This is a genomic window from Corynebacterium sp. UMB4614 (genome assembly GCF_030217065.1).
Taxonomy (GTDB): domain Bacteria; phylum Actinomycetota; class Actinomycetes; order Mycobacteriales; family Mycobacteriaceae; genus Corynebacterium.
In genome coordinates this window covers 73,564-98,929 of the sequence record NZ_JASONC010000003.1, presented here as the reverse complement: position 1 = coordinate 98,929, position 25,366 = coordinate 73,564, and the positions used below count along the sequence as shown (strand labels likewise).

The 25,366-nt window shown below is 66.9% G+C and carries 23 protein-coding genes; 13 read left to right on the top strand and 10 right to left on the bottom strand.

Features of this window, described 5'->3' with window-relative positions:
• Positions 1–198 precede the first annotated feature (198 nt).
• On the top strand, positions 199–1,722 hold the full coding sequence (prpD, locus tag QP413_RS02470) for a 2-methylcitrate dehydratase PrpD (protein ID WP_284780427.1): 1,524 nt from the start codon (positions 199–201) through the stop codon (positions 1,720–1,722).
• A gap of 151 nt (positions 1,723–1,873) precedes the next feature.
• Positions 1,874–3,061, top strand: a complete 1,188-nt coding sequence (locus QP413_RS02465) for a bifunctional 2-methylcitrate synthase/citrate synthase (RefSeq protein WP_284780425.1) — start codon at positions 1,874–1,876, stop codon at positions 3,059–3,061.
• A 99-nt stretch (positions 3,062–3,160) separates the two neighbouring features.
• Here the strand turns inward: QP413_RS02465 and QP413_RS02460 are convergent, their stop codons facing one another.
• The 3 genes from QP413_RS02460 to QP413_RS02450 form a co-directional block, all read right to left on the bottom strand.
• Complete coding sequence (locus tag QP413_RS02460; RefSeq protein ID WP_284780424.1) at positions 3,161–3,811, bottom strand: nucleoside triphosphate pyrophosphatase; 651 nt, start codon at positions 3,809–3,811, stop codon at positions 3,161–3,163.
• Between the two features lie 63 nt (positions 3,812–3,874).
• Positions 3,875–4,207 (bottom strand): hypothetical protein, encoded by a 333-nt coding sequence (locus QP413_RS02455; protein WP_284758056.1) that lies wholly within the window; start codon positions 4,205–4,207, stop codon positions 3,875–3,877.
• A gap of 48 nt (positions 4,208–4,255) precedes the next feature.
• Positions 4,256–5,752, bottom strand: a complete 1,497-nt coding sequence (locus QP413_RS02450; protein ID WP_284780422.1) for an acyl-CoA carboxylase subunit beta — start codon at positions 5,750–5,752, stop codon at positions 4,256–4,258.
• 102 nt (positions 5,753–5,854) lie between these two features.
• On the opposite strand from QP413_RS02450, the gene QP413_RS02445 reads away from it, so the two are divergent.
• The 4 genes from QP413_RS02445 to purE are packed head-to-tail and all read left to right on the top strand — an operon-like array spanning position 5,855 to position 9,166.
• Complete coding sequence (locus QP413_RS02445) at positions 5,855–6,736, top strand: biotin--[acetyl-CoA-carboxylase] ligase (RefSeq protein WP_284780420.1); 882 nt, start codon at positions 5,855–5,857, stop codon at positions 6,734–6,736.
• Positions 6,736–7,278 (top strand): hypothetical protein, encoded by a 543-nt coding sequence (locus QP413_RS02440; protein WP_284780419.1) that lies wholly within the window; start codon positions 6,736–6,738, stop codon positions 7,276–7,278. The genes QP413_RS02445 and QP413_RS02440 overlap by 1 nt, the downstream gene beginning before the upstream one ends.
• Positions 7,275–8,609 (top strand): 5-(carboxyamino)imidazole ribonucleotide synthase, encoded by a 1,335-nt coding sequence (locus QP413_RS02435; RefSeq protein WP_284780417.1) that lies wholly within the window; start codon positions 7,275–7,277, stop codon positions 8,607–8,609. The genes QP413_RS02440 and QP413_RS02435 overlap by 4 nt, the downstream gene beginning before the upstream one ends.
• A 29-nt stretch (positions 8,610–8,638) precedes the next feature.
• Entirely contained in the window at positions 8,639–9,166 is a 528-nt protein-coding gene (purE, locus tag QP413_RS02430) for a 5-(carboxyamino)imidazole ribonucleotide mutase (RefSeq protein ID WP_070759582.1), read from the top strand.
• A 141-nt stretch (positions 9,167–9,307) separates the two neighbouring features.
• Here the strand turns inward: purE and QP413_RS02425 are convergent, their stop codons facing one another.
• The 5 genes from QP413_RS02425 to QP413_RS02405 all read right to left on the bottom strand — a co-directional run bounded on the left by QP413_RS02425 (position 9,308) and on the right by QP413_RS02405 (position 14,360).
• Positions 9,308–9,631 (bottom strand): hypothetical protein, encoded by a 324-nt coding sequence (locus QP413_RS02425; RefSeq protein WP_284758047.1) that lies wholly within the window; start codon positions 9,629–9,631, stop codon positions 9,308–9,310.
• Between the two features lie 13 nt (positions 9,632–9,644).
• Complete coding sequence (locus QP413_RS02420) at positions 9,645–10,475, bottom strand: carbohydrate ABC transporter permease (protein WP_070759584.1); 831 nt, start codon at positions 10,473–10,475, stop codon at positions 9,645–9,647.
• On the bottom strand, positions 10,472–11,533 hold the full coding sequence (locus tag QP413_RS02415; RefSeq protein ID WP_284780483.1) for a carbohydrate ABC transporter permease: 1,062 nt from the start codon (positions 11,531–11,533) through the stop codon (positions 10,472–10,474). The genes QP413_RS02420 and QP413_RS02415 overlap by 4 nt, the downstream gene beginning before the upstream one ends.
• 309 nt (positions 11,534–11,842) lie before the next feature.
• A complete protein-coding gene (locus QP413_RS02410; RefSeq protein ID WP_284780415.1) occupies positions 11,843–13,096 on the bottom strand; it encodes an ABC transporter substrate-binding protein in 1,254 nt (417 codons plus the stop codon).
• Between the two features lie 187 nt (positions 13,097–13,283).
• Positions 13,284–14,360, bottom strand: a complete 1,077-nt coding sequence (locus QP413_RS02405) for an ABC transporter ATP-binding protein (RefSeq protein ID WP_284780414.1) — start codon at positions 14,358–14,360, stop codon at positions 13,284–13,286.
• 61 nt (positions 14,361–14,421) lie between these two features.
• On the opposite strand from QP413_RS02405, the gene QP413_RS02400 reads away from it, so the two are divergent.
• From QP413_RS02400 to QP413_RS02385, 4 genes are all read left to right on the top strand, one after another.
• Positions 14,422–15,675 (top strand): sensor histidine kinase, encoded by a 1,254-nt coding sequence (locus QP413_RS02400; protein ID WP_284780412.1) that lies wholly within the window; start codon positions 14,422–14,424, stop codon positions 15,673–15,675.
• A 96-nt stretch (positions 15,676–15,771) separates the two neighbouring features.
• Positions 15,772–16,566: a response regulator transcription factor gene (locus QP413_RS02395; RefSeq protein ID WP_284780479.1), complete on the top strand. Its 795-nt coding sequence runs from the start codon at positions 15,772–15,774 to the stop codon at positions 16,564–16,566.
• A gap of 181 nt (positions 16,567–16,747) precedes the next feature.
• Positions 16,748–17,719: an ABC transporter ATP-binding protein gene (locus QP413_RS02390; protein ID WP_284780411.1), complete on the top strand. Its 972-nt coding sequence runs from the start codon at positions 16,748–16,750 to the stop codon at positions 17,717–17,719.
• 65 nt (positions 17,720–17,784) lie between these two features.
• Positions 17,785–18,543: an ABC transporter permease gene (locus QP413_RS02385; RefSeq protein ID WP_284780410.1), complete on the top strand. Its 759-nt coding sequence runs from the start codon at positions 17,785–17,787 to the stop codon at positions 18,541–18,543.
• Positions 18,544–18,639: 96 nt separating this feature from the next.
• On the opposite strand, the gene QP413_RS02380 is transcribed toward QP413_RS02385, so the two are convergent.
• Both QP413_RS02380 and QP413_RS02375 read right to left on the bottom strand, forming a co-directional pair.
• Positions 18,640–19,425 carry a TIGR03089 family protein gene (locus QP413_RS02380; protein WP_284780409.1) on the bottom strand — a complete coding sequence of 262 codons (786 nt, stop codon included), beginning with the start codon at positions 19,423–19,425 and terminating at the stop codon, positions 18,640–18,642.
• Between the two features lie 97 nt (positions 19,426–19,522).
• The gene (locus tag QP413_RS02375; protein ID WP_284780408.1) at positions 19,523–21,307 is read right to left on the bottom strand and encodes an LCP family protein; all 1,785 of its coding nucleotides are present in this window, start codon (positions 21,305–21,307) and stop codon (positions 19,523–19,525) included.
• Between the two features lie 202 nt (positions 21,308–21,509).
• Between QP413_RS02375 and QP413_RS02370 the strand changes: the two genes are divergently transcribed.
• From QP413_RS02370 to QP413_RS02360, 3 genes are all read left to right on the top strand, one after another.
• Complete coding sequence (locus tag QP413_RS02370; RefSeq protein WP_284780407.1) at positions 21,510–22,574, top strand: sugar nucleotide-binding protein; 1,065 nt, start codon at positions 21,510–21,512, stop codon at positions 22,572–22,574.
• 10 nt (positions 22,575–22,584) lie between these two features.
• On the top strand, positions 22,585–23,541 hold the full coding sequence (locus QP413_RS02365; protein WP_284780406.1) for a glycosyltransferase family 2 protein: 957 nt from the start codon (positions 22,585–22,587) through the stop codon (positions 23,539–23,541).
• 294 nt (positions 23,542–23,835) lie between these two features.
• Complete coding sequence (locus QP413_RS02360) at positions 23,836–24,948, top strand: sugar phosphate nucleotidyltransferase (protein WP_070758273.1); 1,113 nt, start codon at positions 23,836–23,838, stop codon at positions 24,946–24,948.
• Positions 24,949–25,366 lie beyond the last annotated feature (418 nt).

The window sequence follows — 25,366 nt, the reverse complement described above, 5'->3', positions numbered from 1 at the left end:
CCCTACCGCTATTCGTTTCCGAATTGTTACCTGGCACGCGGTATTTCGCTCAAGCTCTACTGAACTGGGGTGGGGCTGACGTGCTCTCACAAGCCAACTATGAATTCTCTCACTCGCTGGCTTTAGAGAAAGTGCTTCGCGTGTCTGCTGTGCAGTCTATTATTTTTGCCAAGCTAAGGAGTTGTGAGGAGGCTCATAGTGGAAAACCACGTTGTCCGTACCCGAAAGTCTGCCGAGGAGTTCCCCAGGGAGGAACATCTGGCGTGGAAGATTGCGACGATGGCCGCCGACCCCGTCGCCGTCGACGACGACGTCGAGGAGATGGTCGTCAACCGCGTGATCGACAACGCGGCCGTCGCGGTGGCCTCGGTGCTGCGCCGCCCGGTGTCCTCCGCCCGCGCCCAGGCCCTATCGGTCGGCCGTCCGCTGCAGGGGGAGGGTGCGACCGTCTTCGGCGTGGCGGACAGGGTCTCCCCGGAGTGGGCGGCCTGGGCCAACGGGGTGGCGGTGCGAGAACTGGACTTCCATGACACCTTCCTGGCTGCGGACTACTCCCACCCGGGGGATAACATCCCCGCCGTGCTCGCGGTCGCCCAGCACCGCGGTGCGGACCTGGGGCTGACCGGCAAGGACGTGGTCCGGGGGATAACCACCGCCTACGAGACCCAGGTCAACCTCGTGAAGGGGATCTGCCTGCATAAACACAAGATCGACCACGTGGCCCACCTGGGCCCGGGTGTGGCTGCGGGCCTGGGTACCCTGCTGTCGCTGGATCCGGAGCAGATCTACCAGGCCATCGGCCAGGCGCTGCACACCACGACCGCGACCCGCCAGTCCCGAAAGGGAGAGATCTCCAGCTGGAAGGCCCACGCCCCAGCCTTCGCCGGGAAGATGGGTATCGAGGCCGTCGACCGTGCACTGCGCGGGGAGGGGGCGCCCGCCCCGATTTGGGAGGGCGAGGACGGCGTGATCGCCTGGCTCCTGGACGGGCCGGAGGGCGAGTACACGGTTCCGCTGCCGGAGCCGGGGGAGCCCAAGCGCGGGATCATGGACACCTATACCAAGGAGCACTCCGCCGAGTATCAGTCCCAGGCACCCATCGACCTGGCCCGGCGCATGCGTGATCAGGTCGGTGATCTGAGCCAGATCGAATCCATCGTGCTGCACACCAGCCACCACACGCACTACGTCATCGGCACCGGCTCCGGAGACCCGCAGAAGTTCGACCCGCACGCCTCGCGCGAGACCCTCGACCACTCGGTGATGTACATCTTCGCCGTGGCCCTCGAGGACGGCACGTGGCACCACGAGCACAGCTACGCCCCAGAACGGGCGCAGCGGCCGGAGACCATCGAGCTGTGGCGGAAGATCTCCACGGTGGAGGATCCGGAGTGGACCCGCCGCTACCACTCCGAGGACCCCGCGGAGAAGGCCTTCGGGGCACGCGCGGTGATCACGCTGAAGGACGGCACCGTCATTGAGGACGAACTCGCCGTCGCCGACGCACACCCGTTGGGCGAGCGCCCCTTCGAACGCGCCAACTACGTCGAAAAGTTCCGGACCCTGGCGGAGGGCGTCATCGACGAGGCGGAGCAGAATCGCTTCCTGGACGCAGCCGAAAACCTGCCGGCGATGAGTGCTGCGGAGTTCGGGGAGCTCAACATCCGATTCTCAGCGGACACCCTGGCTCGCGCGCCACAGATCCCGCGGGGCATCTTCTAGCGCGCAGCGGAACCTTGACGGGCGCGGAGGACGGGCGCGGAGGGGCCCGAAGACCAACAGCAACCGATTCCACGCAGCGCCCGAGCCGCAAGCATCAAAGCCCAAGAGCACCACCTGAGCCACAGCAACGAGGAGCAAAGGAGCTTCCACCATGAGCACGAACACGCAAAACGCCAATGCCCAGAACAACGCAGCCGAGCAGCCGGAGGTCCGCAAGGGGCTCTACGGGGTGGTCGCCGACTACACCAGCGTCTCGAAGGTCATGCCGGAGACGAACTCGCTGACCTACCGCGGCTACGCCGTCCAAGACCTCGTCGACAACTGCAGCTTTGAGGAGGTGTTCTACCTCCTGTGGAACGGCGAACTGCCCACCGAAGAACAGCTGACCGAGTTCAACAAAGCAGGCCGCTCCTACCGCAAGCTCGATGCCGGGCTGATCTCGCTGATCCACTCCCTGCCCACCGACTGCCACCCCATGGACGTCATGCGCACCGCGGTGAGCTACATGGGGACCAAGGATCCGGAGCACTTCACCCCCAATCGGAAGCACATCACCCACGTCGGCCACAACCTGCTGGCCCAGCTGCCGATGGCCATGGCCATGGACATCCGCCGCCGACAGGGCGAGGACATCGTCGCCCCGGACCCGGAAAAGGGGGTGGCGGAAAACCTGCTGGCCATGGTCTTCGGCAACGGGCCGGACTCGCCGGCGAGCAACCCCGAGGACGTGCGGGACTTCGAGAAGTCGCTCATCCTCTACGCCGAGCACTCCTTCAACGCCTCCACCTTCACCAGCCGCGTCATCACCTCGACCCGCTCCGACGTGTACTCCGCGATCACCGGCGCGATCGGCGCACTGAAGGGGCCACTGCACGGCGGCGCCAATGAGTTCGTCATGCACACCATGCTGGAGGTCGACGACCCGGCGAAGGCGGAGGAGTGGGTGAACACGACCCTCGATAACAAGGAGCTCATCATGGGCTTCGGCCACCGCGTCTACAAGAACGGCGATAGCCGCGTGCCGAGCATGGAGCAGTCCTTCCGCGCGCTGGCCGAGCGCCACGATGGGGCTAAGTGGGTGGCGATGTACGAGAACCTCGCCGCGGCGATGGACAAGCGCACCGGGATCAAGCCGAATCTCGACTTCCCGGCCGGCCCCGCCTATTACCTGCTGGGCTTCCCGGTGGACTTCTTCACGCCACTATTCGTCATCGCCCGCGTGGCGGGGTGGACGGCGCACATCGTGGAGCAGTATGAAAACAACTCGCTGATCCGCCCGCTGTCGGCCTACAACGGGTCCGAGCAGCGGAAGGTCGTGCCGATCGCTGAGCGAGGGTGATAGGCAGGGCACACCGCGACGCTGGGAACCCGGCTAGCCCCCGAAGCTGATGCCGATGGCGCGCCGGGGCGGTGACCGTATCGGCCACCCTGGCCGGGGCTAGCGGTTCCAGAAATCCGAGACGCTGAGCCCGAAGTGCTCCAGCGCCTGGCGCACCAGCGGCAGGGATAGCCCGATGACGCTGGAAGGATCCCCCTCGATGCGGTCGATGAACCAGCCGCCGAGGGCCTCCAGCGTGAACGCGCCCGCGCAGCCCCAGGGCTCGCCGGAGGCGGCGTAGGCCTCGATGTCCTTATCGCTGGCATCCGCGAAGAACACACTCGTGGCCGAGGAACCCTCGAACCAGTGCCCGTCGTGGTAGATCGCGTGCCCGGTGATCAGCTCCGCCCGCTTGCCCCGTTGCTGCTGCCAGCGGCGCACGGTCTCCTCCGCGGTGTGCGGCTTTCCCTGCAGCTCCCCGTCGAGCAGCAGCATGCTGTCCCCGCCAATCAGGACGTCGCCCTCGCCCAGCTGGAGCCCATCCTCCAGGACGGCATTCGCCTTGGCCTTGGCCAAGTGGCAGACCTTTTTGGCGGGGGTGGGGGTACGCCCCTGGCTCGCGGCCTCGTCGATCAAACGCTGCATCGCGGCGTCCTCGTCCACACCGGAGACCTGGACTACTGGCTCCACCCCGGCGCTGCGCAGGATGGAGAGCCGGGAGGGGGAGGAGGACGCCAGCACGATGCGTGGGGTGGCCTGCGAATCAGGCATGTCTCGCTCCTTGAAAGGGACGGGAGTTAAGTATCGGTGTGCCGCCGCCGCGATGAGCGGCAGCTAGGCCTGCGGCAGATTCGGACTGCGGAAGCCCGCCGGATTCGGCTCCGGGGCATTGGGAAAGGGCTCGCCCGCGGAGCCATACCAGCCGCGGGTGTTCGGCTTGGCGCGGCGGCGCTCCTCGGCCTGCTCGGTGAGCTCGCCCACCAGCTGTTCGAGGGCCTGGCGCTGGATGGGCGTGGGATTGCCCTTCACCACCTCGACGGCGGCCTGTGGCTCCGCCTGCGGCGCCTCCTTTTCAGCCGACGCGGCACCGGTGCGGTGGGTCAGCCGTGCGCTGGTGAGCTCTGTTGGCTGTGTCTTGCGGCGGGCGCGGGAAAACTTTCTGCTCATGGATGCTCCAAACGTGTGCTTGGCGGGGGCTCGGTGGGCAGCGGGGCGCTAGAAGGTGACGATGCTGTGCTTGCGCGGGTAGCCGTCCTCAACCTTGCGCTCCAGCAGGGCGAGGCCTTCCACCAGCTTCTGGCGGGTCTCACTCGGCGGCAGCACCGCATCGACCAGCCCGCTCGCCGCGGCCTCGTAGGGATCCTGGGCGCTTGCCTCGTCCGCGCCGATCTCGGCGGCGAAGGTATCAGCGTCCGCCACCGCAACCTCCGCGGTCGGCCACGCGAAGACCAGGTCCGTGCCCATCCGCTTTGCAGCCAGGGCCAGGTAGGCGGAGCCGGTGGCCTTGCGGGTGATCACCGTGATCTTGCCGACCGACGCTGCAGCCGTGGCGTGGAAGAGCTTCGCGGTGCGGCGGATCACCGGCGCGTCTGGCTCCTCCGGCAGGAAGCCCGGGGCATCGACGAAGGAGACCAGGGGCATGTTGAAGGCGTCGCAGAGCTGGATGAAGTAGCTGACCTTCTCCGCGGAATCGATGTCGATGCCACCCGCCTTGACGGTGGGCTGGTTGGCGATCACGCCGACTGCGCGACCTTCAAGGCGGGCGAAGCCGGTGATGATGTTCGGCGCGAAGCCCAGGCTCAGCTCCAGCAGGCTGTCCTCGTCCAGGACTGCGGCCAGCACATCGCGGACGTCGTAGGTTTCGGACCCGGAGTCCGGGATCAGGTGGTTGATCTCGTGGACCAGCGCGGCAGCGTCGGCACCCTCCTCGGCGCGGCGGTTCGCCAGCTCGGTGTTTACAGGCTCCGTGGCCGGTGCGATCGCCCGGTTATTGGAGGGCAGGTAGGTCAGCACGTCGGCCACCGTGTCCTGTGCGGCGGACTCGTCGGGGACCACGATGTGGGCGGTACCAGTCTCCTGCGCCTCGACCACCCCGCCGGGGTTGGCGTCCATAGACAGGGAACCCTGCCCGTCGATGGAGATGACGACGTCGGACATCGCGATCCCGTGCACCTGCACGCCACGGCACTCGCCGGCGACGACCGCGATCTGCGGGATCACGCCCGAGGCCTGGGTCTGCAGGCGCAGGATGCGGGAGTACATGTCCAGGGCGATGATGCCCTCCTTGAGACGGGCGCCTGCGCCCTCGTAGAAGCCGATCACCGGGGTGCCGGACTTCAGCGCCAGCTCCAGCACCTTAATAATCTTCGCACCGGTGGTCTCACCGATCTTGCCCTCAAAGAGGGTCGCATCCTGCGAGAAGACACAGACCGGGCGGCCGTCGATGGTGCCGTGGCCGGTGACCACGCCATCGGTCAGCGGGCGCTCCTTCTCCAGGTCGAAGGCCTTGGAGCGGTGGCGCGCCAGGGCGTCGATCTCCACGAAGCTGCCATCATCCAGCAGCGCTTCCACCCGTTCGCGGGCAGTGAGTCGACCGGCGTTGTGCACTGCTCGCACCGCGTCCTCCCCGGCGGGTTGGCGGGATTTCGCCAGGCGATCCTGGAGGTCCGCGATCTTTCCGGCCGTGGTGGACGTGTCATTCTGAGGATTCATGGCACACAGTCTAGATCATGCAGCGGGTCAGTCCCTATGCCACACGAGCTGGGTGGCTGAGGATGGCGGGGTGTGTCCGCGCCGTGTTCTAACATCAAGGGCATGCAAACTTCCCGTGTTCTTCTCGACGCCGCCACCTTGCGCGAGGTGCTGCCCGCCCTCGGCTGTGGGGCCGTGGAGGTGCTCGATCAGACGACGAGCACCAATAGCATGCTCGCTGAGCAGGTCCGGGCGGCGCTGGCGGCAGGCGAGGAGGTGCTGGAGTTCTCCGTGCTCTTTGCCGAGGAGCAGACGCAGGGCCGGGGGAGGCTGGACCGGGCGTGGGGTGCGCCGCGCAGCAGTCAGCTGATCGTCTCTGTTGCCGTTCGGCTGCCCGGGGTGGATGTGGCGACCCGGCTGGGGCTGTTGCCACTGCTGACCGGTGTCGCGGCGGTGGACGCGGTGCGCGCGGTGAGCCGGGCAGCTGGTGCGGAGGTCCCGGCGGAGCTGAAGTGGCCCAATGACGTGATGGTGGACGGCCGGAAGCTCGGCGGGATCCTCGTGGAAGCCGTGCAGCTTGAACCCGAACCGATCGTGGTGATCGGCCTGGGGCTGAACGTGGATCTACAGCGCACGGAGCTGCCGGTGCCGCATGCGACCTCCCTGGTTCTGGAGGGCATGCCAGGCGACCAGGAGTCGAGCGAGGGCGGCCCCGGAGTGCGCACCCGCCTGGCCATCGCGCTGATCGACGAGCTGGTGGGCGGGCTACGCCGCTTCATCCAGCTGGGCGGGGCACCGCAGAGCGTGCTGCCGCGCTACCGACAGGTCGTCGCCACCCTGGGCACGAAGGTCGTGGTCCACCTTCCGGACGGCACGACCACCCACGGCGTCGCCCGAGACGTGGAGGGTACCGGTGCGCTGGTTGTGGACGTCGACTGTGGCGGAGAGCTGGTCGTCGCCGCCGGCGACGTCACCCACCTGCGACCCGCGGAAGGGGAGAGCTGATGGCCTTCGGGAAAATCACCTTCGAACCAGGCGAGCAGATTCTCGCCGAGCTGTGCCCCAACCGTCGCTCCCTGCTCTTCCCCGTGCTGGGGCTGCTGCTGATCACCGGGGTCACCTGGGCACTGATCGGGATGATCGACCACTACCTCGACGCGGAGGCGCTCCGCCTGCTCGGCTATAGCCTCCCCGTGCCCAGCCAGCTGGCGATGCACGTTGGCGAACCGTTCTACGTTGCGGCCCAGTGGGGTCGGCGCGCGCTGGTGGTGCTGTGGCTCTTCCTGGCCTGGCGGCGCTGCGGGCGACAGATGATCTTCCGCGCCCGCAGCCGGATGATGCTCACCAACGAGCGCCTCATCACCGCCACCGGGCACTGGCGCAGCCAGACTGCCCAGGTGCCGCTGGAGTACATCGTGGACGCTCGGGCGAAGGGCTCCACCGTCTCCGTGTTCGTGATGGGAACCCGCAATCCGATCGTGCTGCGGGACGTGCCCTATGCCAAACGCTTCGTCCGGCTGATCCGCAGTCACACGCGGGCACTATGATTGGCCGTGTGAAAGATTCAGCTCATTCTTCTGCACCATCCGCTTCCGACTCCACCGCTGATTCCGGCTTGACCCGCGCCGCCGACTGGTCCATCGCCCGGGCGGCTGCCCACGCGCCGGGCGCTCCGTTGGTCACCATCATTGGTGATGGCCAGCTGGCCCGCATGATGCAGCAGGAGGCCGTGGAACTGGGCCTTTCTGCGCGCGTGCTTGCCGGCTCCGCCGACGCCTCCGCCGCGCAGGTCACCGCGGACGTCGTGCTGGGGGACTACACCAATAAGGCACACGTCGCGGAGGTCTCCAAGGATGCCGACGCCGTGACCTTCGACCACGAGCACGTACCGAACGAGTTCCTCGACGAGCTCATCGCCGCCGGCATCAACGTCCAGCCACAGCCGAAGGCCCTGATTAATGCGCAGGACAAGCTGATCCAGCGCCAGCGCCTCTCCGAGCTGGGCGCCCCGGTCCCGGCCTTCACCGCCATCGAGAACACCGAGGACGCCGCCGCCTTCTGGGGTACCACCGGCGGCAAGGTCTGCCTCAAGGCCCGCCGCGGCGGGTACGACGGCAAGGGCGTGTGGTTCCCGGATTCCGAGGCCGAGCTCAACGAGCTGGTCGCCGAGCTGCTGGACAAGGGCGTGCCGCTGATGGCCGAGGAGAAGGTCGAGCTTGTCCGCGAGCTCTCCGCCCTGGTCGCCCGCACCCCGTCGGGGGAGGCGAAGGCCTGGCCGATCACCGAGTCCGTCCAGGAGCGCGGCATCTGCGTGGAGGCCGTCGCCCCAGCCCCGGGCCACGACGGCGAGGTCCTCAATCAGGCCCGCGAACTGTCCCGCACCATCGCCACCGAGCTGGACGTCACCGGCGTGCTCGCCGTCGAGCTCTTCGAGTTCCGCGACGCCGAGGGTTCGCTGGCGATCAGCGTCAACGAGCTGGCCATGCGCCCGCACAACACCGGCCACTGGACCCAGAACGGTTCCGTGACCAGCCAGTTCGAGCAGCACCTGCGCGCGGTGCTGGACCGCCCGCTGGGCAGCACAGATCTCACCGCGCCTGCCACGGTCATGGCCAATGTGCTGGGGTACGACGATGCCGACCCGGCCATGCCGATGCACGAGCGGATGGACCAGGTGTGGCGCCGCTTCCCGGCGGCGAAGATCCACATGTACGGCAAGGACTGGCGCCCGCGCCGCAAGATCGGCCACGTGAACCTCTCCCTGCCCGCAGGCCAGCCCGCGACCGACGAAGCGGTGGCACAGCTGCGCCGCGACGCCCGCCTGGCCGCGGACTTCCTCGTCGCCGCCGAGTGGTCCGACGGCTGGACCGAAGCCTAGAAACCGATCAGCCCCAGGAGGCACACAACATGACTAGCAACAAGAACTCTGCCCCCACCGGCCCACAGGTCGGCCTGATCATGGGCTCCGATTCCGACTGGCCGACCGTCGAACCCGCCGCAGAGGTGCTGGCCGAGTTCGGCATCCCGATGGAGATCGGCGTGGTCTCCGCGCACCGCACCCCGGAGCGCATGCTGGATTATGCCCGCGAGGCACACAAGAACGGCGTGAAGGTCATCATCGCCTGCGCTGGGGGTGCTGCGCACCTGCCGGGCATGGTTTCGGCAGCCACGCCGCTGCCGGTCATCGGCATTCCACGTGCTCTGAAGAACCTCGATGGCCTGGACTCCTTGCTCTCCATCGTGCAGATGCCGGCGGGCGTGCCGACCGCCACCGTCTCCATTGATGGTGCGAAGAACGCTGGCCTGCTGGCCGTCCGCATGCTCGCGGTGGCTGACCCGGAGCTCATGGAGCGCATGGTGAAGTACCAGGAGGATATGCGCGATAGCGTCATGGAGAAGGACGCCGCCTTGAAGCGCAAGCTCCTCGGCGAGTAGTTTCCAGCTGCCGCGGCTGCCGAGCAATGCGGCTGCTGGGCCTCGCAGCTCAGCAACGCCATCGCCGGGCCTCGCAGCTCGGCCAGGAAAGGCAAAAAGCGCCCCTCGGGGCGCTTTTTCTTTGTGCTCTCCAGGGGCGCTCTAGTACTCCCGGTAGCGACGGTAGCGACGCCACACCAGCCAGCTCAGCAGCAGTAGGACCGCGAAGAATACACCGGGCCAGGGGGAGGGTTCGGGCTGGAAGACATTCCACACCGCCTGCACCCCGGCCAGCAGGGTGAAAAAGCCCACGAAGCCCAGGGCGGACTCCCAAACCAGCTTCTTGCGCTGGCCGTCCGGATCCACCTCGCCGGCTGGAGCGCCACACCGGGCAGCTCCACCGGCGCGCTCGTCCAGCCCGCTGGCAGCCCCATCGACTGGCCGGTCCTCGCGCGTGCCCCGCGCCGCGTGCTCAGGCTTCGACACGATCAACCAACCCCTACTTCACGCCACCGGCGGTGAGCCCGGAGACGATGCGGCGCTGGAAGACCAGCACCATCACGACCAGCGGCACCGTCACCAGCGCGCCGGCAGCCATCGTCGCCGCGTAGGGGAACTCGTAGGCCGAGGCCCCGGAGAAGCGGGCGATCGCTACGGTCACCGGCTCCACGGCGGGGGTGGACAGCTGCTTGGCGAGCATGAACTCGTTCCAGGTCGCGATGAACGCCAGGATGGCCGTCGTAAACAGGGCGGGCGTGGCCAGCGGAAGAATGACCTTCCGGAAAGCCAGGCCACGGGAGGCGCCGTCCACGCGGGCGGCCTCCTCCAGCTTCCACGGCAGCTCGCGGAAGAAACTAGTCAGCGTGTACACCGTCAGCGGCAGCACGAAGGAGATATTCGGGATGATCATCGCCTGGTAGGTGCCGATCCACTCGATCTTGGAGAAGAGCTGGAACAACGGGGTGACCAGCGCGATGCCCGGGAACATCGAGGCCGCCAGGATGATGCCCGTGACCAGCCCCTTGCCGCGGAAGTCCACGCGGGCCAGGGCGTAGGCGGTGAACACGCCCACCGTGAGCGCGATCGCGGTGGTCGCGGCACCGATGATCAGTGAGTTGCCGATCGCCCGGAGGAAGTTATTGCCGGCGTCGGTGGCGAGAGCGTCCCGGAAGTTCTCCAGCGTCAGGTGGCTGGGCAGCGGGTTGGTGGAGAAGGTGTAGCGCTTGTCGCGTAGGGCGGTGACCACCATCCAGTAGAACGGCGCGAGCCCCCACGCCAGGATCACGATGACGGCGAGGTAGTTGCGCAGAGTCTGGGTTGCCTTCTTCATCGCTGTCCTCCCGTCGCTGCGGTGTCTGCGGTCTGCGTGCTCTTCGCTCCCGCTGCGTTGTTCTGGTCGGTGACGTCGCCGCGACCGATCTCAGCCTTCTGCTCGTCCTTCTTCTTATCGACGACGCTCCCGCCGCGCAGCCTGCTCAGCAGGGACTTCTTTGGCTTGCTGCCCGCCTCCTGGGTACCGCCGATATCGGCGCCCAGGAACCGCACCATCACGTAGGCCACCCCGAAGATCAGCAGGAAGATGAGGCTGGACAGGGCGGAGGCGGAGTTGTAATTGCCCTGCTTGGTGTCTGTGATCACCAGCTGGCTGATCACGGCGGTGGGGGAGTTGGAGGACTCGGAGATCATGATGACCGGCAGATCGTACATGCGCAGCGCATCCAGGGTGCGGAACAGGACTGCGACCATCAGTGCGGGGCGAACCAGCGGCAGGGTGATCTGCGTGAACTGCTGCCACTTGGAAGCACCATCCACGCGGGCAGCCTCGTAGACCCCCTGCGGGATCATCTGCAGGCCCGCGAGGATCAACAGCGCCATGAAGGGGGCGGTCTTCCACACGTCTGCGATGATCACTGCGAAGCGAGCGGCCCAGGGGTCGGTGGTCCAGTGGATCTGGGTGCCGAGCAGGGAGTTGATGATGCCCTGGTCCGCGAAGATGAACTGCCAGAGCTTCGCGGTCACCGCAGTGGGGATCGCCCAGGGCACCAGCACGGCGGCGCGCAGCAGGCCACGGCCGAGGAAGCTGCGGTTCATCACCAGCGCCATCCACAGACCCAGCACAGTCTCCAGGCTGACGGTGACCACCACGAAGAAGAGGGTGATGCCCAAGGCAGGGTAGAAGTCCGTTGGCAGCATGCCGGAGGTGCACTCCACCACGGTGCCGTTCGGACTCATGCAGCGCTGGGCGATCCACGTGAGGTAGTGGTCGAAGCCCGCGAAGCCGCCCTCCACGAACATGCCGGTGTCCGGGTCAAGGTGCCGGTTGGCCTGGAAGGAAAGATAGATCGCTCGCAGGATCGGGTAGCCGATGACGAGGGCCAGCAGCAGCATGGCCGGGCCGACGAGCCAGATCGCGCGCAGGTCGCGGCGCGGCGTGCTGGGGTGCGTCGCCTTCGCCTTTCTGCCGCGCGGCGCGGTGCCCGGTGCAGGCGCCTGGTCGGCCGGTGCCGCCGATGTCGGCGAGGTGCTCACAGGCTTTCTCCTTTTGCCGTTGACGGGCCCGCCGGGGACACCGGCGGGCGGGTTGCATAAAAAGCATAGTCGCCATCCCCGACAGGAATGGCGAGGCGGCCACCACATCATGGTGATGTGGCGGCCGCCTGTGTGTCGCGCACAGCGACTAGAGGGGTGAAGAGGCGCTTAGCCCTGAGCGGACTCGATAGCCTTCTTCATGTCCTCGGTGGCCTTGTCGATTTCGCGCTTCTGGGTCAGCGCTGCGTAGGAGTTATCCTGCACCGCCTTGGACAGGGCGTCGTAGGTCGGGGACGCCGGGCGCGGCTTCGCGTTCTCCAGGGAGACCTTCAGGGCCTCCATGTACGGGAACTCCTCCTGGATGTCCTCCTCGTCGTAGATGCTTGCCAGCACCGGCGGGAAGGATGCCTTGGCGAAGGAACGCTGGTTCTCCTCGTTGATGATGAACTCGATGAACTCCTTGGCCGTGGCCTTGTGCTTGGAGTTGATGTTGATGCCGTTGTTGTAGCCACCCAGGGTGGACACGCCGACGCCGTCCTTACCGACCAGCGGGGAGACCTCGGTCTTGCCCTTCACCGCGGAGCCCTCCTCCTCGGCGTTGGTGTACATGTACGGCCAGTTGATCGCCATTGCGGTCTGGCCCTGCGTGAAGGCGAGGTTGACCTCTTCCTCGGTTGCGCCGGTGGAGGCGGAGGAGATGGTCTTGTCCTGGTAGGCGTCCACGAGAGCCTGCAGGCCCTCCTGGGACTTCTCATCGGTGACGGTGACGTTGCCGTCCTCGTCCATGATGGCCCCGCCCCAGCCGCGCATGAAGCTGTCGGTCATGACGGTCAGGCCCTCGTACTGCTTCAGGGTCGCGGTCAGGCAGTCCTGGTCCTTGACCTCCTTGCACTCCTCGACGAGTGTGTCCCAGTTCTCCGGGACGTCCTTGACGATGTCGGTGTTGCGGTACAGCAGCTGCGCGTTGGTGTTCTGCGGCAGCGCGTAGAGCTTGTCGTTGTAGGTTGCGGACTCCACGGTCGGCTTCAGCAGCTTGCTGGTGTCGACCTCGAGGTCGCCCTCCAGCGGTGCGAGCCAGCCGTTGGCTGCGAACTGTGCGGTCCAGACGACGTCCAGTGCCATGACGTCGATGTCGTCCTGACCTGCCTGCAGGGACTGCACCAGGGTGTCGCGCTGGGCATCGGCCTCACCGGCGAGCTCCTGGAGCTTCACCTGCTCGTCCGGGTGCTCTTCGTTCCACGCGTCGATGATCGGGCGGAGCTTGTCGGTGTCGTTCTTGCCCATCGCGAAGGTGATGGGGCCGCGGGCGTCGGCGCCCTCCTGGCCCTTGGCGGAGTCGTCGGAGCCGCCGTCGGAGCAGGCTGCCAGAGCCATGCCGGATGCTGCGAGGATCGCCAGCATCTTCTTGTACTGGTTTGCCATAGTGGAGCCTTTCTAGAAGGTATTCCCGGCTGACCTTCCCGGCGAAAGATACAGGGAAGCCACCCACCACCGCGCCGCTGAGGCACGCTGGTGAGTGGCAGTCAGCGGGAAAGCTGAAAAGTCTGCACCCCAAGTTTAGGTAATCGGGGGGTAGATCCCACGATGAATATCTTTCTAGTGGTTAATTCTAGCCCCGGCCGCTACCCCCGACCCGCTCCTGGGTTTGGGCGTCGAAGAAGTGGATCCGGGCGCCTGCCGCCGGTGTGAGCACCACGGTCTGCCCGATGGCGGGCTGCTCGCCCGCCCCACCCCGGGCCACGAGGGTGCCGTAGTCCGTCTCCGCATAGATATAGGAGTCCGCGCCGAGCTCCTCGACGAGGCTGACCTCGCCGCGGACGCCGTTGGCCGAGCCCTCGGTATCCACGGTGAGGTGCTCCGGACGCACGCCCACGATGAGCTCCTTGGAGCCACCGTTGCCCGCGTAGCCGGCCGGCGGAGCCTCGTCGAAGCCCGGCAGCGGCTCGGTGGTGGTCAGCAGGTTCATCGCAGGCGAGCCGATGAAGCCCGCCACGAAGGCGTTATCCGGGTTCTCGTAGAGCTCCTTCGGGCTGTCCACCTGCTGCAACACGCCGTCCTTGAGGACGGCCACGCGGTCGCCCATCGTCATCGCCTCCACCTGGTCGTGAGTGACGTAGACGGTGGTCACCCCCAGGTTCTTCTGCAGCTTCACGATCTGGGCGCGGGTCTGGACGCGCAGCTTGGCGTCCAGGTTGGACAGCGGCTCATCCATGAGGAAGACCTGCGGCTCGCGGACGATCGCCCGGCCCATGGCCACGCGCTGCCGCTGGCCACCGGAAAGGTCCTTCGGCTTGCGGTCCAGGAACTCCTCCAGGCCCAGGATCTCCGCCGCGCGATCCACCCGCTCGGCGATTTCGGACTTCGAGCGCTTGGCGACCTTGAGCGCAAAGCCCATGTTCTCCCGCACCGTCATGTGTGGGTAGAGGGCGTAGTCCTGGAAGACCATCGCGATGTCGCGAGCTGCCGGCTCGGTGCCGGTGACGTCCTTGCCGCCGATGGCGATGTGCCCGCCGCTCGTCGCCTCCAGGCCAGCGAGCGCGCGCAGCGTGGTGGACTTTCCACAGCCGGACGGGCCCACGAGCACCAGGAACTCGCCGTCGGCGATGTGCAGGTCGAGGTCCCGCACGCTGGGTCGCTCCGCGCCGGGGTACTGGATCGTTACGTCATCGAATTTCACGTCGGCCATGGGGAAGATGATACTTCAGGACGACGAGCCCCCGACCCAGCCGACCCTAGAATGTCGAACTATGCCCGAAAACAATGTACCCGGCGCGCTCGGCCACAACCCGCTGAGCACCGGCCCCCTCGGCTCCAACCCGACGTGGTGGCGCGACCCGGCTCGGCGCCTGCAGTTCCTCGTCATCTCGCTGCTGTTCCTCCTGCTTTCCTTTCCGGAGATTGGCTTTGCCTCCGGCCAGTCCGGGGGTTGGCAGGCGCCGATACTCCTCGCTGGTCTCGCCATCTCCTACGCAGGCTTGGTTGTGCAGCAATGGCGCGTGGAGCTGGGGGTGGCGATGATCGCGGTCGGCCTGGCCCTCTCCGCCCTGTCCGGGGGTTTCGCAGTGTTACTCGGGTATCCGCTGGTGTGCTGGCAGGTGTACGTCATTCGGGCGCACCTGCCGCGGCGACGGAGGATGTGGCTGGCTATTGCAGTGGTCGGCAGCCTCGCGGCGATCACCTGGCAGTTCATCGCGGACCGGTTGTATAACCCGATCTTTTCTGAGCAAATCACCCTAAAGGAGGTGCTGGCCGACCCGGAGATTTGGATGACCATCGGCATGGCCAGCCTGCTGGCCCTGGTGTCTATCGCCCTGTGCTGGCAATTCGGCAAGCAAGCCCACCGGCGCCAGGAGGAGGTCGCCAACCTCGCGGCCCGCGCGGAACTGGCCACGGTGTCCGAGCGAAACCGCATCGCCCGCGAGATGCACGATATCGTCGCGCACTCCCTGACCGTGGTGATCGCGCAGGCTGATGGCGGCCGCTATGCGGGGCGCAAGGATCCGGAGAAAGCCATCGAGGCGCTCGAGACGATCTCCACCCGCGGCCGCGAGGCGCTGACGCAGATGCGCAGCCTGCTCTCCGTCCTCCACACGGAGGAGGGTCGGGACGTCGCGGCAACCCCGGGGATCTCCGGTATCCAGGACCTCATCAGCGACGCCAACCGCTCCGGCGCCCACGCCACCCTCGCCGTCGAGGGTGAGGAGGTTCCGCTCGATGAGGCGAAGGGGCTGACTGTCTACCGGGTGGTGCAGGAATCCCTCACGAACGTCATTAAGCACGCGGGCCCCGTCGAGGTGCGCATCCGCCTGCTGTGGGAGGATGCGCGCCTCACCGTGATGGTGGATAACGCCCCAGGGGAGGAGCAGCTGACGGGCAGCGGCCGGGGACTGACGGGTATTAAGGAGCGCGTACGGATCCACGGTGGGAAGGCCAGCTGGGGGTCGAGCGCGCTCTTCCCCGGAGGCTGGAATGTCACGGCCACCATTCCGCTCGGCGCGTAGGGGCTGCGTGTCTGACCGCAGTGCTACCGTGACGGCAGCAGACCAGCAGAAGAACTAATGACCGAAGAATTTTTAAAAGGCGAGGGGCACGCAAACATGATCACCGTGGGATTGGCTGACGACCAGCAGCTCGTGCGCGCCGGCTTCGCGATGGTGCTGGATAGCCAGGATGACATCACCGTGGTCTGGGAGGCAGCCGACGGGGCCGAGGCCTGTGAGCTGGCCGTAGCCCAGCCCGTGGACATGATCTTGATGGACGTGCAGATGCCCACCATGGACGGCATCGCGGCGACCCGCCGAATCCTCAACGAGCTCGCCCCCACGGGACCTGCGGGGGATCCCACCCGGGTGATCGTCCTCACTACCTTCGATAGCGATAACTACGTCCTCGGCGCCGTCACCGCCGGGGCCAGCGGTTTCCTGCTCAAAGACGCCGACCCGGAGGAGCTCATCAACGCGGTCCGCACCGTCGGGGAGTCCACCGCCGTGATCAGCCCGGCGGCGACCGCGAAGCTCATCCAGCGCCTGCGGGCGGACGGGGCCGCAGGCAGTGCGGCGTGGCAAGCAGGGTCACCCGCGCCGGGTGCGCAACCGGAGGACACCGCCGCCACGACACCGTCAGCGACGCGGCAGGGCACGCCGGATACCGAGGATGACCTCGGGCTGGTGGATCCACTCACCCCACGCGAGCGGGAGATCCTCTGCCTCATCGCGAAGGGACAGAGCAACCAGGAGATCGCGGAAAAACTCTTCATCTCCCTGCCGACGGTAAAGACCCACGTCGGGCGGGTTCTGATGAAGACCGGCTCGCGGGACCGGGTGCACGCCGTGCTTTTTGCCCTGAAGCACCACCTCGTGGACCCGGAAGAATTGCTGACCGCCGAAAGCTAAAAACAAACCGGAGCAGGAACGCCAACCCGGTGGGGAGAACTGCAGAACCACCGCGCCACGGTGAGCCGTGGGGATGACCGGAAGGGGCGGACGTCATACCCCGGTATGAAAGAACAGAAACGGCGATAATCATCCGCCGGACCGATGTTCCAGGGTGGGGCTAGGCACGAAACTGTGAAACATGATCACAGTTGAACAGCTCAGCAAGAGTTACGGAAAGAACCAGGTCCTGAAGGACATCAGCTTCCACGTCCCGGACGGGAAGGTCACCGGCTTCCTCGGGCCAAACGGTGCGGGCAAGTCCACCACGATGCGCTGCATGCTCGGCCTGGACCGGGCAAGCGCCGGGCAGGTCACCTTCAGCGGCGAGTACCGCGACGGGCAGTCCTACGACGGGGCCTTTGCCGCACTAAAGAACAAGACGCAGATCGCCGGCGCGGTGCTGGACGCCTCCTGGTTCACCCCGGCACGCACCGGACGCAACCACTTGCGCGTTCTGGCACACGGCGCGGGGATCAGCGACAAGCGCGTGGATGAGTGCCTCGAGATCGTGGGCCTGAGCAGCGCGGCGAAGAAGAAAGCAGGCGGCTACTCCCTGGGCATGAAGCAGCGCCTCGGGCTGGCGGCGGCACTGCTCGGCGACCCGCAGCACCTCATCATGGACGAGCCCGTCAACGGCCTGGACCCCGAGGGCGTCACGTGGATGCGCAACACCATCCGGGCGCTCGCGGCGGAGGGGCGCAGCGTGCTGGTCAGCTCCCACCTGCTCAGCGAAATGCAGCTCACGGCCGACCGCCTGGTGGTGATCGGCAAGGGGCAGATGATCGGGGAGTACTCGATGGACGAGTTCCTTGCCGGCGGAACCGCGGTGTCCGTGGAGTGTCGGGAGGCGGTGCTGCTCAGCGAGAAGCTGCAGCACAAGGGCCTGAAGGTGGAGCTGCAGCGGCCCCGCAGCCTGCGCATCGCCCTGCCGGAGGAACTCAGCGAAGCAGAGCTGCGCGAGTTGGTGGCGCAGACCGCGCTGGAGGAGAACTTCCTCATCACGAAGCTGGCCGCGGAGACCGCGAACCTGGAGCAGCGTTTCCTGGCGGCGACGTCCGAAGCTCAGGAATACCGGACGGGCGCGGTGGCCGGCGCTGGTGTGCAGCGCTAGACGATCACAACAGCTGAATTTCAAGAAGAAACCACAAGCGCAGAACAAAGAAAGAAGGCGCACCCATGAGCAGCTTCCTCAGCTCAGTGAAATCCGAAACAACCAAACTCCTCACCCTGCGCAGCACGCTGATCTACTTCATCCTGCTGGGCGGTTCCCTCGGCGGCCCGGTATTTTTGTACCTCCTCCTGTCGGAGACACCCCTCAAGGTGGACTTCTCGGACGTCGGCATCGGCGGCATGATCGCCCTGATGATCTGCATCGTTTTTGGCGCCTCCACCACCGCCGGCGAGATCAGCACGAAGATGCACGCTCAAGCCTTCCTGACTCAGCAGTCTCGGTGGAACTGGCTGGCTGCCCGTGGCCTCGTCGCTAGCGTTTTCGTGGTGTTCACGCTTGCGCTGGCGATGGCGCTGACGGTGCTGATGATCGTGATCTGGCCAGGCGCGACCTTCGTGGGCGAGCAGAACAATACCGTCTGGTCGCTGCTGATTGGCGGCCCGGCATTCACCCTGCTGGCGCTCGGGACGGCCGCATTGCTGCGCTCCCGCGTCGCAGGCATCGGTGTGCCGCTGGTCTGGATGCTGGTCGTGGAGCCACTGATTTCCCTAGGCGGCGAGAAGTTCGACATCCTTAAGAAGCTTTCCGACGTCATGCCCGCGAATACCATCAACGAGATCCAGCGGTATTACACCCTGGAGGGCTACGGCGCCCTGATGGAGGACGCGCACACCCCGGCGTTCTACCTGACCGTGCTGGCGGTGTGGGTCGTGGTCCTGCTGATCCTGGGCTTCTACCGCAACTGGCGCGCGGACGTGCGCTAGGCGATCGTCGCAGGGGGTTGGCAATGCTGGCGCGTGGCTTCGGCCACGCGCTTTTTGCATGTCGGCGCTTGTCAGCGGGCTGGGGACCCGCCGTGATTAGTTAACGAGACGGGCGTTTTCCGAGGCCGCGAGTTCCGCGAGGCGCTCCGGGGCGGCGTCTGTGCTCATGACGACGGCCCCGCCCGCCGCCCAGGGGCGCAGGGTCTCCGCCAGCTCAACTGCATTGTCCCAGGGGCCGAAGATCACGCGCTCGCCGTCCGCAGCGCCGTCATCGTCCTTAGCGGTGGCCAACCACTGCCCCTCGGTGAGCTGCCCGCCGCCGCTGGCCGCCAGCACCCGGCCCGCATCGGCCGGGGCGGCCGTGCCTAGGAATGCGTCGGGCTGAACCCGCAACTCGGGGGAGAAGTCGTTCAGACCGAAGGGCAGCTCGCCGCCCGATTCCGTGACACCACGGCCGAAGGGATCGGTGGAAAGCACGAAGACCTCCTCGATGGGCTCGCCCAGCTCACCGAGTCCATCCACCACATTCAGCCCGGCCAGCCCTTCGTCGGCCAGCTGCTCGGCCAGCTCGACAGAGTCCGTGAACGCGGCAACCGGCGGGCCGACGGCGTCGGAAAGGGAATCGGGGAGGGGGCCGCGGGCGTCCACGACGGTCGCACCGATCAGCCACGCGCCCACCGCGATCGTCACCGGCTGCCAGCCGGGTGCGGCGTCGCAGACGATCACCGAACCAGGCCCCGCGCCCAGGCCGAGTAGGAGGTTAGCCACCTTGGACTGCCAATTCTGCAGCGTCTGGGCGGAGAGCTCCATGCGGCCAGCATCGGTGTAGGTGGTCAGCCGCGGGGCGGCGGGATCGGTCAGAAGGGCGGAGAGAGCATCCATGCGCCCCATCCTAGATGTCCCCACAGACAAGAAGAGCCCGGCCCAATGGGCCAGGCTCGTCATGCTGTGAGTGGGCGTGTCGGCCGCGCGGGTGCGGCTAGTTCACGCACATCGGGCCGTCGCCGCCCGCGTCGATCTCCTTGACCGGTGGCTTGGCCGTCGGGTCCTCGGTGTTCTCCACCGGGTTGCCGTCGCCGCCAATGCTGCCCGTCTGCCCGACGGTGTTGCTGTCCTCGCCGGATTCGGTGCCCTCGTCCGGGATCCCGTCGCCGTCGAGGTCGCGCATGCCCTCGGTCAGCGTGCCTGCGTTCGGGTCATTCGGCTCGACCAGCGGGGCGGTGCCAGGCACGGAGCCCGGGCCGGAGTAGGTGCCCGCCAAAGTGACGGAGAGTTCCTTGTCATCCAGGGAGGGATCCTCGACGATCTCCAGGCCACCGAGCTGCTTGGCCAGCCCACGGGCGGCCGGGTCGTTCTTATCCTTCGCGTTGACCTGGGACTCCGAGACGCCGGTCTCCTCGGAGTTTCCGACCTCGCCTTCCTTGTATCCGTAGTTTCGGGTCAGCTCGGAGACGTTCGCGGCCACCCCCGGGATGTTGGAGGCGTTGAAGACGTTCACGCGGTAGTCTGCCGAGTCGTAGTCCTCGATCGGGCCGTCCTCGCCCTTATCCTTGGTCGCCTTGTCGCCGCCGTCCTCCGGGGCGTCCTCGCCGAGCAGTTCGTTGAAGAACTCGTGGACCTGGTCGACGTCGACGGTGACGATGGATTCGCCCATGTCGCCGACCCCGTCGATGGAGGTCACGGGGATGGTCTGGAACTTCACGTTGCCGCCGGCCAGGTCCTGCATCTGGGTGGCCAGGGACATGACGTCCCAGCCCTGGTCCAGGACCACGGAGCGTTCCACGGCGTCGTTGATGCGGTTCAGTGCGGTGGGGTCGGTCAGGGTCTTGGAGGAGAGCACCTTGTTGACCAGGGAGGCCATGTAGGCCTGCTGGCGGGTGATGCGGTCCAGGTCGCCTCGGGGCAGGCCGTGGCGCTGGCGGACGAAGCTCAGCGCCTGCGAACCCTTGAGCGTGGAGCGCCCCTTCGGGAAGTCTGCGCCGGACAGCGGCTCCTTGACCTTCTCCTTCAGGCAGACGTCCACGCCGCCGACCGCGTCGGTGAGCAGGACGAAGCCGAGCAGTCCGATCTCGGCGTAGTGGTCGACGGTGATGCCCGTCAGGTCGGCGACGGAGTGGATCAGCGCCTGGCGGCCGGCCTGCTTGGAGGCTTCCTCGTCGCTCTTCTCCTGCTCAGCATCCGCCGGCTCGGTGCGGCGCTCGGCGATCTTCTGTTCTTCCTCGAACTTCGCGGTGCCGTAGACGCCGTTGAGCTTCATGTTGCCGTTCGGGGTGGCGACGTACGTGTCGCGTGGCAGGGAGACGGCGGTTGCCCCGGAACCGTCGTTGGGCACGCGGATGAGGATGATCGTGTCCGTGTTGGTGACCTCCTCCTCGCCCGCGTTGAGCATGTCGATCTCCTTTTGGCTCAGGGGGTTGCCCTGGGCATCCGTGCGGGAGTCGATGCCGACCAGGAGGATGTCGGTTGCGCCGTCCTGGTTATCGCCGAGGGCGAGCTCGCCGGTCTGGGCGAGTCGCCCGTCGAGCTGGCCGATCGCCTTATACCCAACCGCGCCGAGCACCAGCACCAACGCTGAGACCGCGGCGAGCACCATGCGCACCGGCTTTGATCCGATCTGGCGGGTGGCAGTATCCCCGGGGGCGGGCATGATTTGGCGGGAGGAGCGCCGCGGCGTGGCAGGCTCCGAATCCACCCTGCCTGCGCGATCAGTCCGCGAGCGGTAGGCGCGGGGCTGCTGGTCGCCAGCGTTGGGGGGCATAGTCATAGGGTTTTCTTCTCATTCCCGGTTGGCAGATCCGCTGGGGCGCGGGCGGCCTCGTGGCACACAAAACTCCGATAATTATAGGCCTTTTCCCCTGCCAAGCCCACCACCTCCAGGGTGGGCGCAGCGGCCGCCTGGGCGGCTGCTGTTTCCCCGACTGGCTGTGGAGCCTTAGTTGGCTGGGGGCCTGAGTAATCTGGACGCCATGCCACAGTCACAGGATTCCCCGACCAACCCCGAGCGCCCGTTGGGCGCTCACGGCGACGCTGCCCGCAACACCGGCGCCGGCCGTGAGGCTGACCGGATGTACGAGAGCCTCGCTGCGGGAACGGGAACAACCGGTGGCGTGGTGCCCGGCATCGTCGTGCTGGGTGCCGGGGGCCAGCTGGGCACAGCGCTTGTGGCCGGGCTGGCAGACCACGCCGCCCCGGTGGTGGCGCTCGGCCGCGCCGAGCTGGACCTGACCGCCAGCGATGAGGAGTGCGCTACCGCGCTGCGGGCAGCCATCGAGCAGGCGGGTGGCCGCGGCGTTGTGGTCATTAACGCCGCTGCGTGGACCGCAGTGGATGCTGCGGAGGACGCTGCGAATACAACGACGGTCGAGCGGGTGAACGGGACCGCGCCGGGCGTGCTCGCGCAGGTGGCAGCCGCGCAGAACGCGGGTTTCGTCCACATCTCCACTGACTACGTCTTCAGCGGGGAGGCGGGCAGGCCGCGGGCGGTGACCTCGGAGGACCCCCCGGCGCCGGTGAATGAATACGGCCGCACGAAACTGGTGGGGGAGCGCGCGGTGCTGGATGCCGGCGGAACCGTGGTGCGCACCGCCTGGGTATTCAGCGGGGCCACCGGGCCCGGGCGAGACTTCCTGGACACGATGGCGGGGCTGGCTGACCGCGGTGTGGACCCGAAGGTGGTGGACGATCAGTGGGGCAGGCCGACCTTTACCGGGCACCTCGCCGCGGGGCTTGTCGAGCTGGCAATCACGCTGTGGCGCCAGCGCCCGGTGGATGCGGAGGCGCGCACGCCGGAGCTGCCGCGACTACTGCACGCCACCGGTAGCGGGGAGGCTACGACCTGGGCGGGGTTCGCCGCCGCAATCTTCGACGCCACCGGCCACGACCCGGACCGCGTGAGCCGAATCCCGACCGCGGAGTACCCCACCCCGGCGCGCCGCCCGGTCGGGGTGTACCTGGACACGAGCTGCTGGGAGGCGGCCGGGCTTTCCCCGCTGCCAGCGTGGCAGGACGGACTGCGGGCGGCTCTGGGGTAACGTTCCCCCCGTGGCACCCATAGCGATTATCACGGTGACGTACTCGCCCGGCGAGTACCTCACAAAGTTCCTGGACTCCATCCCCGCTGCTGCCGAGCAGGGGGCGCACGTCGTCATGGTCGACAACGGTTCGACGGACGGCGCGCCGGAGGCTGCCGTCGCCGACCGTGGCGGACGTATCAGCGGACCCGGGGTTGAGTCCACGGACGCGACCCCGGATGCGGCTGGTAATGCGAAGGAACTGGGCCTGGAGCTGCGCTATTCGGGCGGCAACATCGGCTACGGCTCCGCGATGAACCTCGGCGCCCGCAACCTCCGCGACCTGCGTGACGCGGGTGAGATCGACGATGAGTTCCTCATCATCTCCAACCCGGATGTCGTCTTTACCCCGGGGTCTATCGACGCGATGCTTGAGTGCGCCCGCCGCCACCCGCGCGCAGGGGCCATCGGCCCACTGATCCGCGAGGCAGACGGTTCTGCCTACCCGAGCGCGCGCAGCGTCCCTCGCCTGGGGGCTGGCATCGGGCACGCCCTGCTGGGTGGGGTGTGGCCGTCCAACCCGTGGACGAAGCAGTACCGTCACGACGATGACCTGGACCGTGAGCGCGAGGCCGGCTGGCTGTCCGGCTCCTGCCTGCTGCTGCGGTGGAAGGCCTTCGAGTCTGTCGGTGGCTTCGACGAGCGCTACTTCATGTACATGGAGGACGTGGACCTGGGCGATCGCCTGGGCCGGGCGGGCTGGCAGAACATCTTCACGCCCACCGCGGAGATCAGCCACGCCAAGGGGCACGCCGCGGGTGAGCACCCGGAGAAGATGCTGCCCGCCCACCACGAGTCCGCGTACCGCTTCCAGGCCGACCGCCTGCCCGGGGCGAAGAATGCGCCGATCCGCCTGCTACTCAAGGTGGGGCTCTCGGTGCGCGCCAAGGTGTCGGTGTGGCTCGCCGCGCGGAAACGCAGGGGCTAGCACCGAAAGCGGCGGCCTCGAAGCGCGCACGCCGAGATGCGCCGTGTTGCGGGGCTACGCATTTTGTCGCAGAGCCTTCCGCCTGGTCGTGGCGCGCTGACGGGAAAATTTGCCCCAGTGTCTCGGCGCCCCGGCGTGGAGGCGGGATTATCACCCGCTGGCGCGCTAACGTGCCTAAGGACACCAACCCCACGATCGGTCGGCTCCAGCAGGGTGCCGGTGAGCTGCTCGTCTGGGGTGAAGCGAATAGTTTTTGACTGTCTACAGCAGTTGCCGAACACGAGGGAGTAAGCGATGGCAGAGGTGCCTCAGGACAGCCTTGATACCCGAGCTCTGGCGGAGCAAACTGACGCGGTGATCCTCGTCGGTGGGAAGGGCACCCGGTTGCGTCCCCTTACCAACAGCACGCCGAAGCCGATGCTTCCGGTGGCAGGGGCCCCGTTCCTGCAGCACCTGCTGGCCCGCATCAAGGCTGCGGGGATGACCCACGTGGTGCTCGGCACCAGTTTCAAGGCGGAGGTCTTCGAGCAGTACTTCGGCGACGGCTCCGAGATGGGGCTGGAGATCGAGTATGTCGTCGAGGACGAGCCGCTGGGCACCGGCGGCGGCATCCGCAATGTCGCGAGTAAGCTGCGCCATGACCGCGCGATGATCTTCAACGGTGACGTGCTGGGTGGCACGGATCTCGGCGCGATCCTGCGCACCCACGTGGAGCAGGATGCGGAGGTCACCCTGCACCTGCTGCGCGTGGCCGACCCGCGCGCCTTCGGCTGTGTGCCGACGGACGAGTCCGGCCGTGTCGAGGCCTTCCTGGAGAAGACGGAGGACCCGCCGACGGACCAGATCAACGCGGGCAGCTACGTCTTTAATAGGGACGTCATCGAATCCATCCCACAGGGACGTGCGGTGTCCGTGGAGCGGGAGGTTTTCCCGGAGCTGCTGAACCGCGGGGCGCGCGTGTTCGGGCACGTGGATCAGGCGTACTGGCGCGACCTGGGCACCCCGGGGGACTTCGTGCGTGGTTCCTCCGACCTGGTCCGTGGGATTGCTCCCTCGCCGTTGCTGGAAGGCCGTCACGGTGAGGCGCTGGTGGACGAGTCCGCCGCGGTGTCCAGCGGTGCGCTGGTTTATGGCGGTTCGGTGATCGGCCGTGGTGCGGAGATCTCCGGTGGTGCTCGCGTGGAGTCCTCGGTCGTTTTTGATGGCGTGCAGATCGAGGCTGGGGCCACGGTGGAGCGCTGCGTGATCGCGGAGGGGGCGCGCATTGGGGCGCGGGCGCACCTCGAGGACTGCGTGATCGGCGAGGGGGCCGTGATCGGTGCCCGCTGTGAGCTGGAGTCCGGGGCGCGCGTGTGGCCGGGCGTTGCGATTCCGGACGGCGGAATCCGCTTCAGCAGTGACGTCTAGCGCGGTCTGATCGCGCTAGGGGGTGTCGCCGGTGGCTCCACCGGCGACACCGGCGAAGCTTCATGCCGGCCTTTGGGCGGGACTTTCGGGGGTGGAAATAAAATTTCTTCGAATTTCCAATATCTTGTGCGCAGAGCGTAAGTTCCACTGATTGTAGGCCTATATGTAGTGGTTCCAGTGGGGGCGTGCGGGATATCTCGTTACCTTCGAACGCCTGTTCTAGCTGTCTGCTGCGGACGATATAGTGACCTCTGTGGCAGCTGTGGCTTTTGGGGCGGGCGGGTTTTTCAGAAAGTTTGACGCGACGTAACTACACGTGTGTAATCTTCGATATAACTGCAATAACAACACACCCGGTGAGGCGCTTGACTTTCACCTCAGGCGATACCTTTACAGCACCGGGAGTGGGGACCAGTAA

What these genes read in the sequence shown, in the direction of transcription:
- QP413_RS02395 (WP_284780479.1), top strand. Translation starts at nt 15,772, where the DNA reads ATGATCACCGTGGGATTGGCTGACGACCAGCAGCTCGTGCGCGCCGGC.
- QP413_RS02455 (WP_284758056.1), bottom strand. Translation starts at nt 4,207, where the DNA reads ATGAGCAGAAAGTTTTCCCGCGCCCGCCGCAAGACACAGCCAACAGAG.
- QP413_RS02390 (WP_284780411.1), top strand. Translation starts at nt 16,748, where the DNA reads ATGATCACAGTTGAACAGCTCAGCAAGAGTTACGGAAAGAACCAGGTC.
- QP413_RS02445 (WP_284780420.1), top strand. Translation starts at nt 5,855, where the DNA reads ATGCAAACTTCCCGTGTTCTTCTCGACGCCGCCACCTTGCGCGAGGTG.
- purE (WP_070759582.1), top strand. Translation starts at nt 8,639, where the DNA reads ATGACTAGCAACAAGAACTCTGCCCCCACCGGCCCACAGGTCGGCCTG.
- QP413_RS02410 (WP_284780415.1), bottom strand. Translation starts at nt 13,096, where the DNA reads ATGGCAAACCAGTACAAGAAGATGCTGGCGATCCTCGCAGCATCCGGC.
- QP413_RS02405 (WP_284780414.1), bottom strand. Translation starts at nt 14,360, where the DNA reads ATGGCCGACGTGAAATTCGATGACGTAACGATCCAGTACCCCGGCGCG.
- QP413_RS02460 (WP_284780424.1), bottom strand. Translation starts at nt 3,811, where the DNA reads ATGCCTGATTCGCAGGCCACCCCACGCATCGTGCTGGCGTCCTCCTCC.
- QP413_RS02415 (WP_284780483.1), bottom strand. Translation starts at nt 11,533, where the DNA reads ATGCTGCTGCTGGCCCTCGTCATCGGCTACCCGATCCTGCGAGCGATC.
- QP413_RS02450 (WP_284780422.1), bottom strand. Translation starts at nt 5,752, where the DNA reads ATGAATCCTCAGAATGACACGTCCACCACGGCCGGAAAGATCGCGGAC.
- QP413_RS02375 (WP_284780408.1), bottom strand. Translation starts at nt 21,307, where the DNA reads ATGACTATGCCCCCCAACGCTGGCGACCAGCAGCCCCGCGCCTACCGC.
- QP413_RS02380 (WP_284780409.1), bottom strand. Translation starts at nt 19,425, where the DNA reads ATGGATGCTCTCTCCGCCCTTCTGACCGATCCCGCCGCCCCGCGGCTG.
- QP413_RS02370 (WP_284780407.1), top strand. Translation starts at nt 21,510, where the DNA reads ATGCCACAGTCACAGGATTCCCCGACCAACCCCGAGCGCCCGTTGGGC.
- QP413_RS02400 (WP_284780412.1), top strand. Translation starts at nt 14,422, where the DNA reads ATGCCCGAAAACAATGTACCCGGCGCGCTCGGCCACAACCCGCTGAGC.
- QP413_RS02435 (WP_284780417.1), top strand. Translation starts at nt 7,275, where the DNA reads ATGATTGGCCGTGTGAAAGATTCAGCTCATTCTTCTGCACCATCCGCT.
- QP413_RS02385 (WP_284780410.1), top strand. Translation starts at nt 17,785, where the DNA reads ATGAGCAGCTTCCTCAGCTCAGTGAAATCCGAAACAACCAAACTCCTC.
- QP413_RS02360 (WP_070758273.1), top strand. Translation starts at nt 23,836, where the DNA reads ATGGCAGAGGTGCCTCAGGACAGCCTTGATACCCGAGCTCTGGCGGAG.
- QP413_RS02440 (WP_284780419.1), top strand. Translation starts at nt 6,736, where the DNA reads ATGGCCTTCGGGAAAATCACCTTCGAACCAGGCGAGCAGATTCTCGCC.
- QP413_RS02465 (WP_284780425.1), top strand. Translation starts at nt 1,874, where the DNA reads ATGAGCACGAACACGCAAAACGCCAATGCCCAGAACAACGCAGCCGAG.
- QP413_RS02420 (WP_070759584.1), bottom strand. Translation starts at nt 10,475, where the DNA reads ATGAAGAAGGCAACCCAGACTCTGCGCAACTACCTCGCCGTCATCGTG.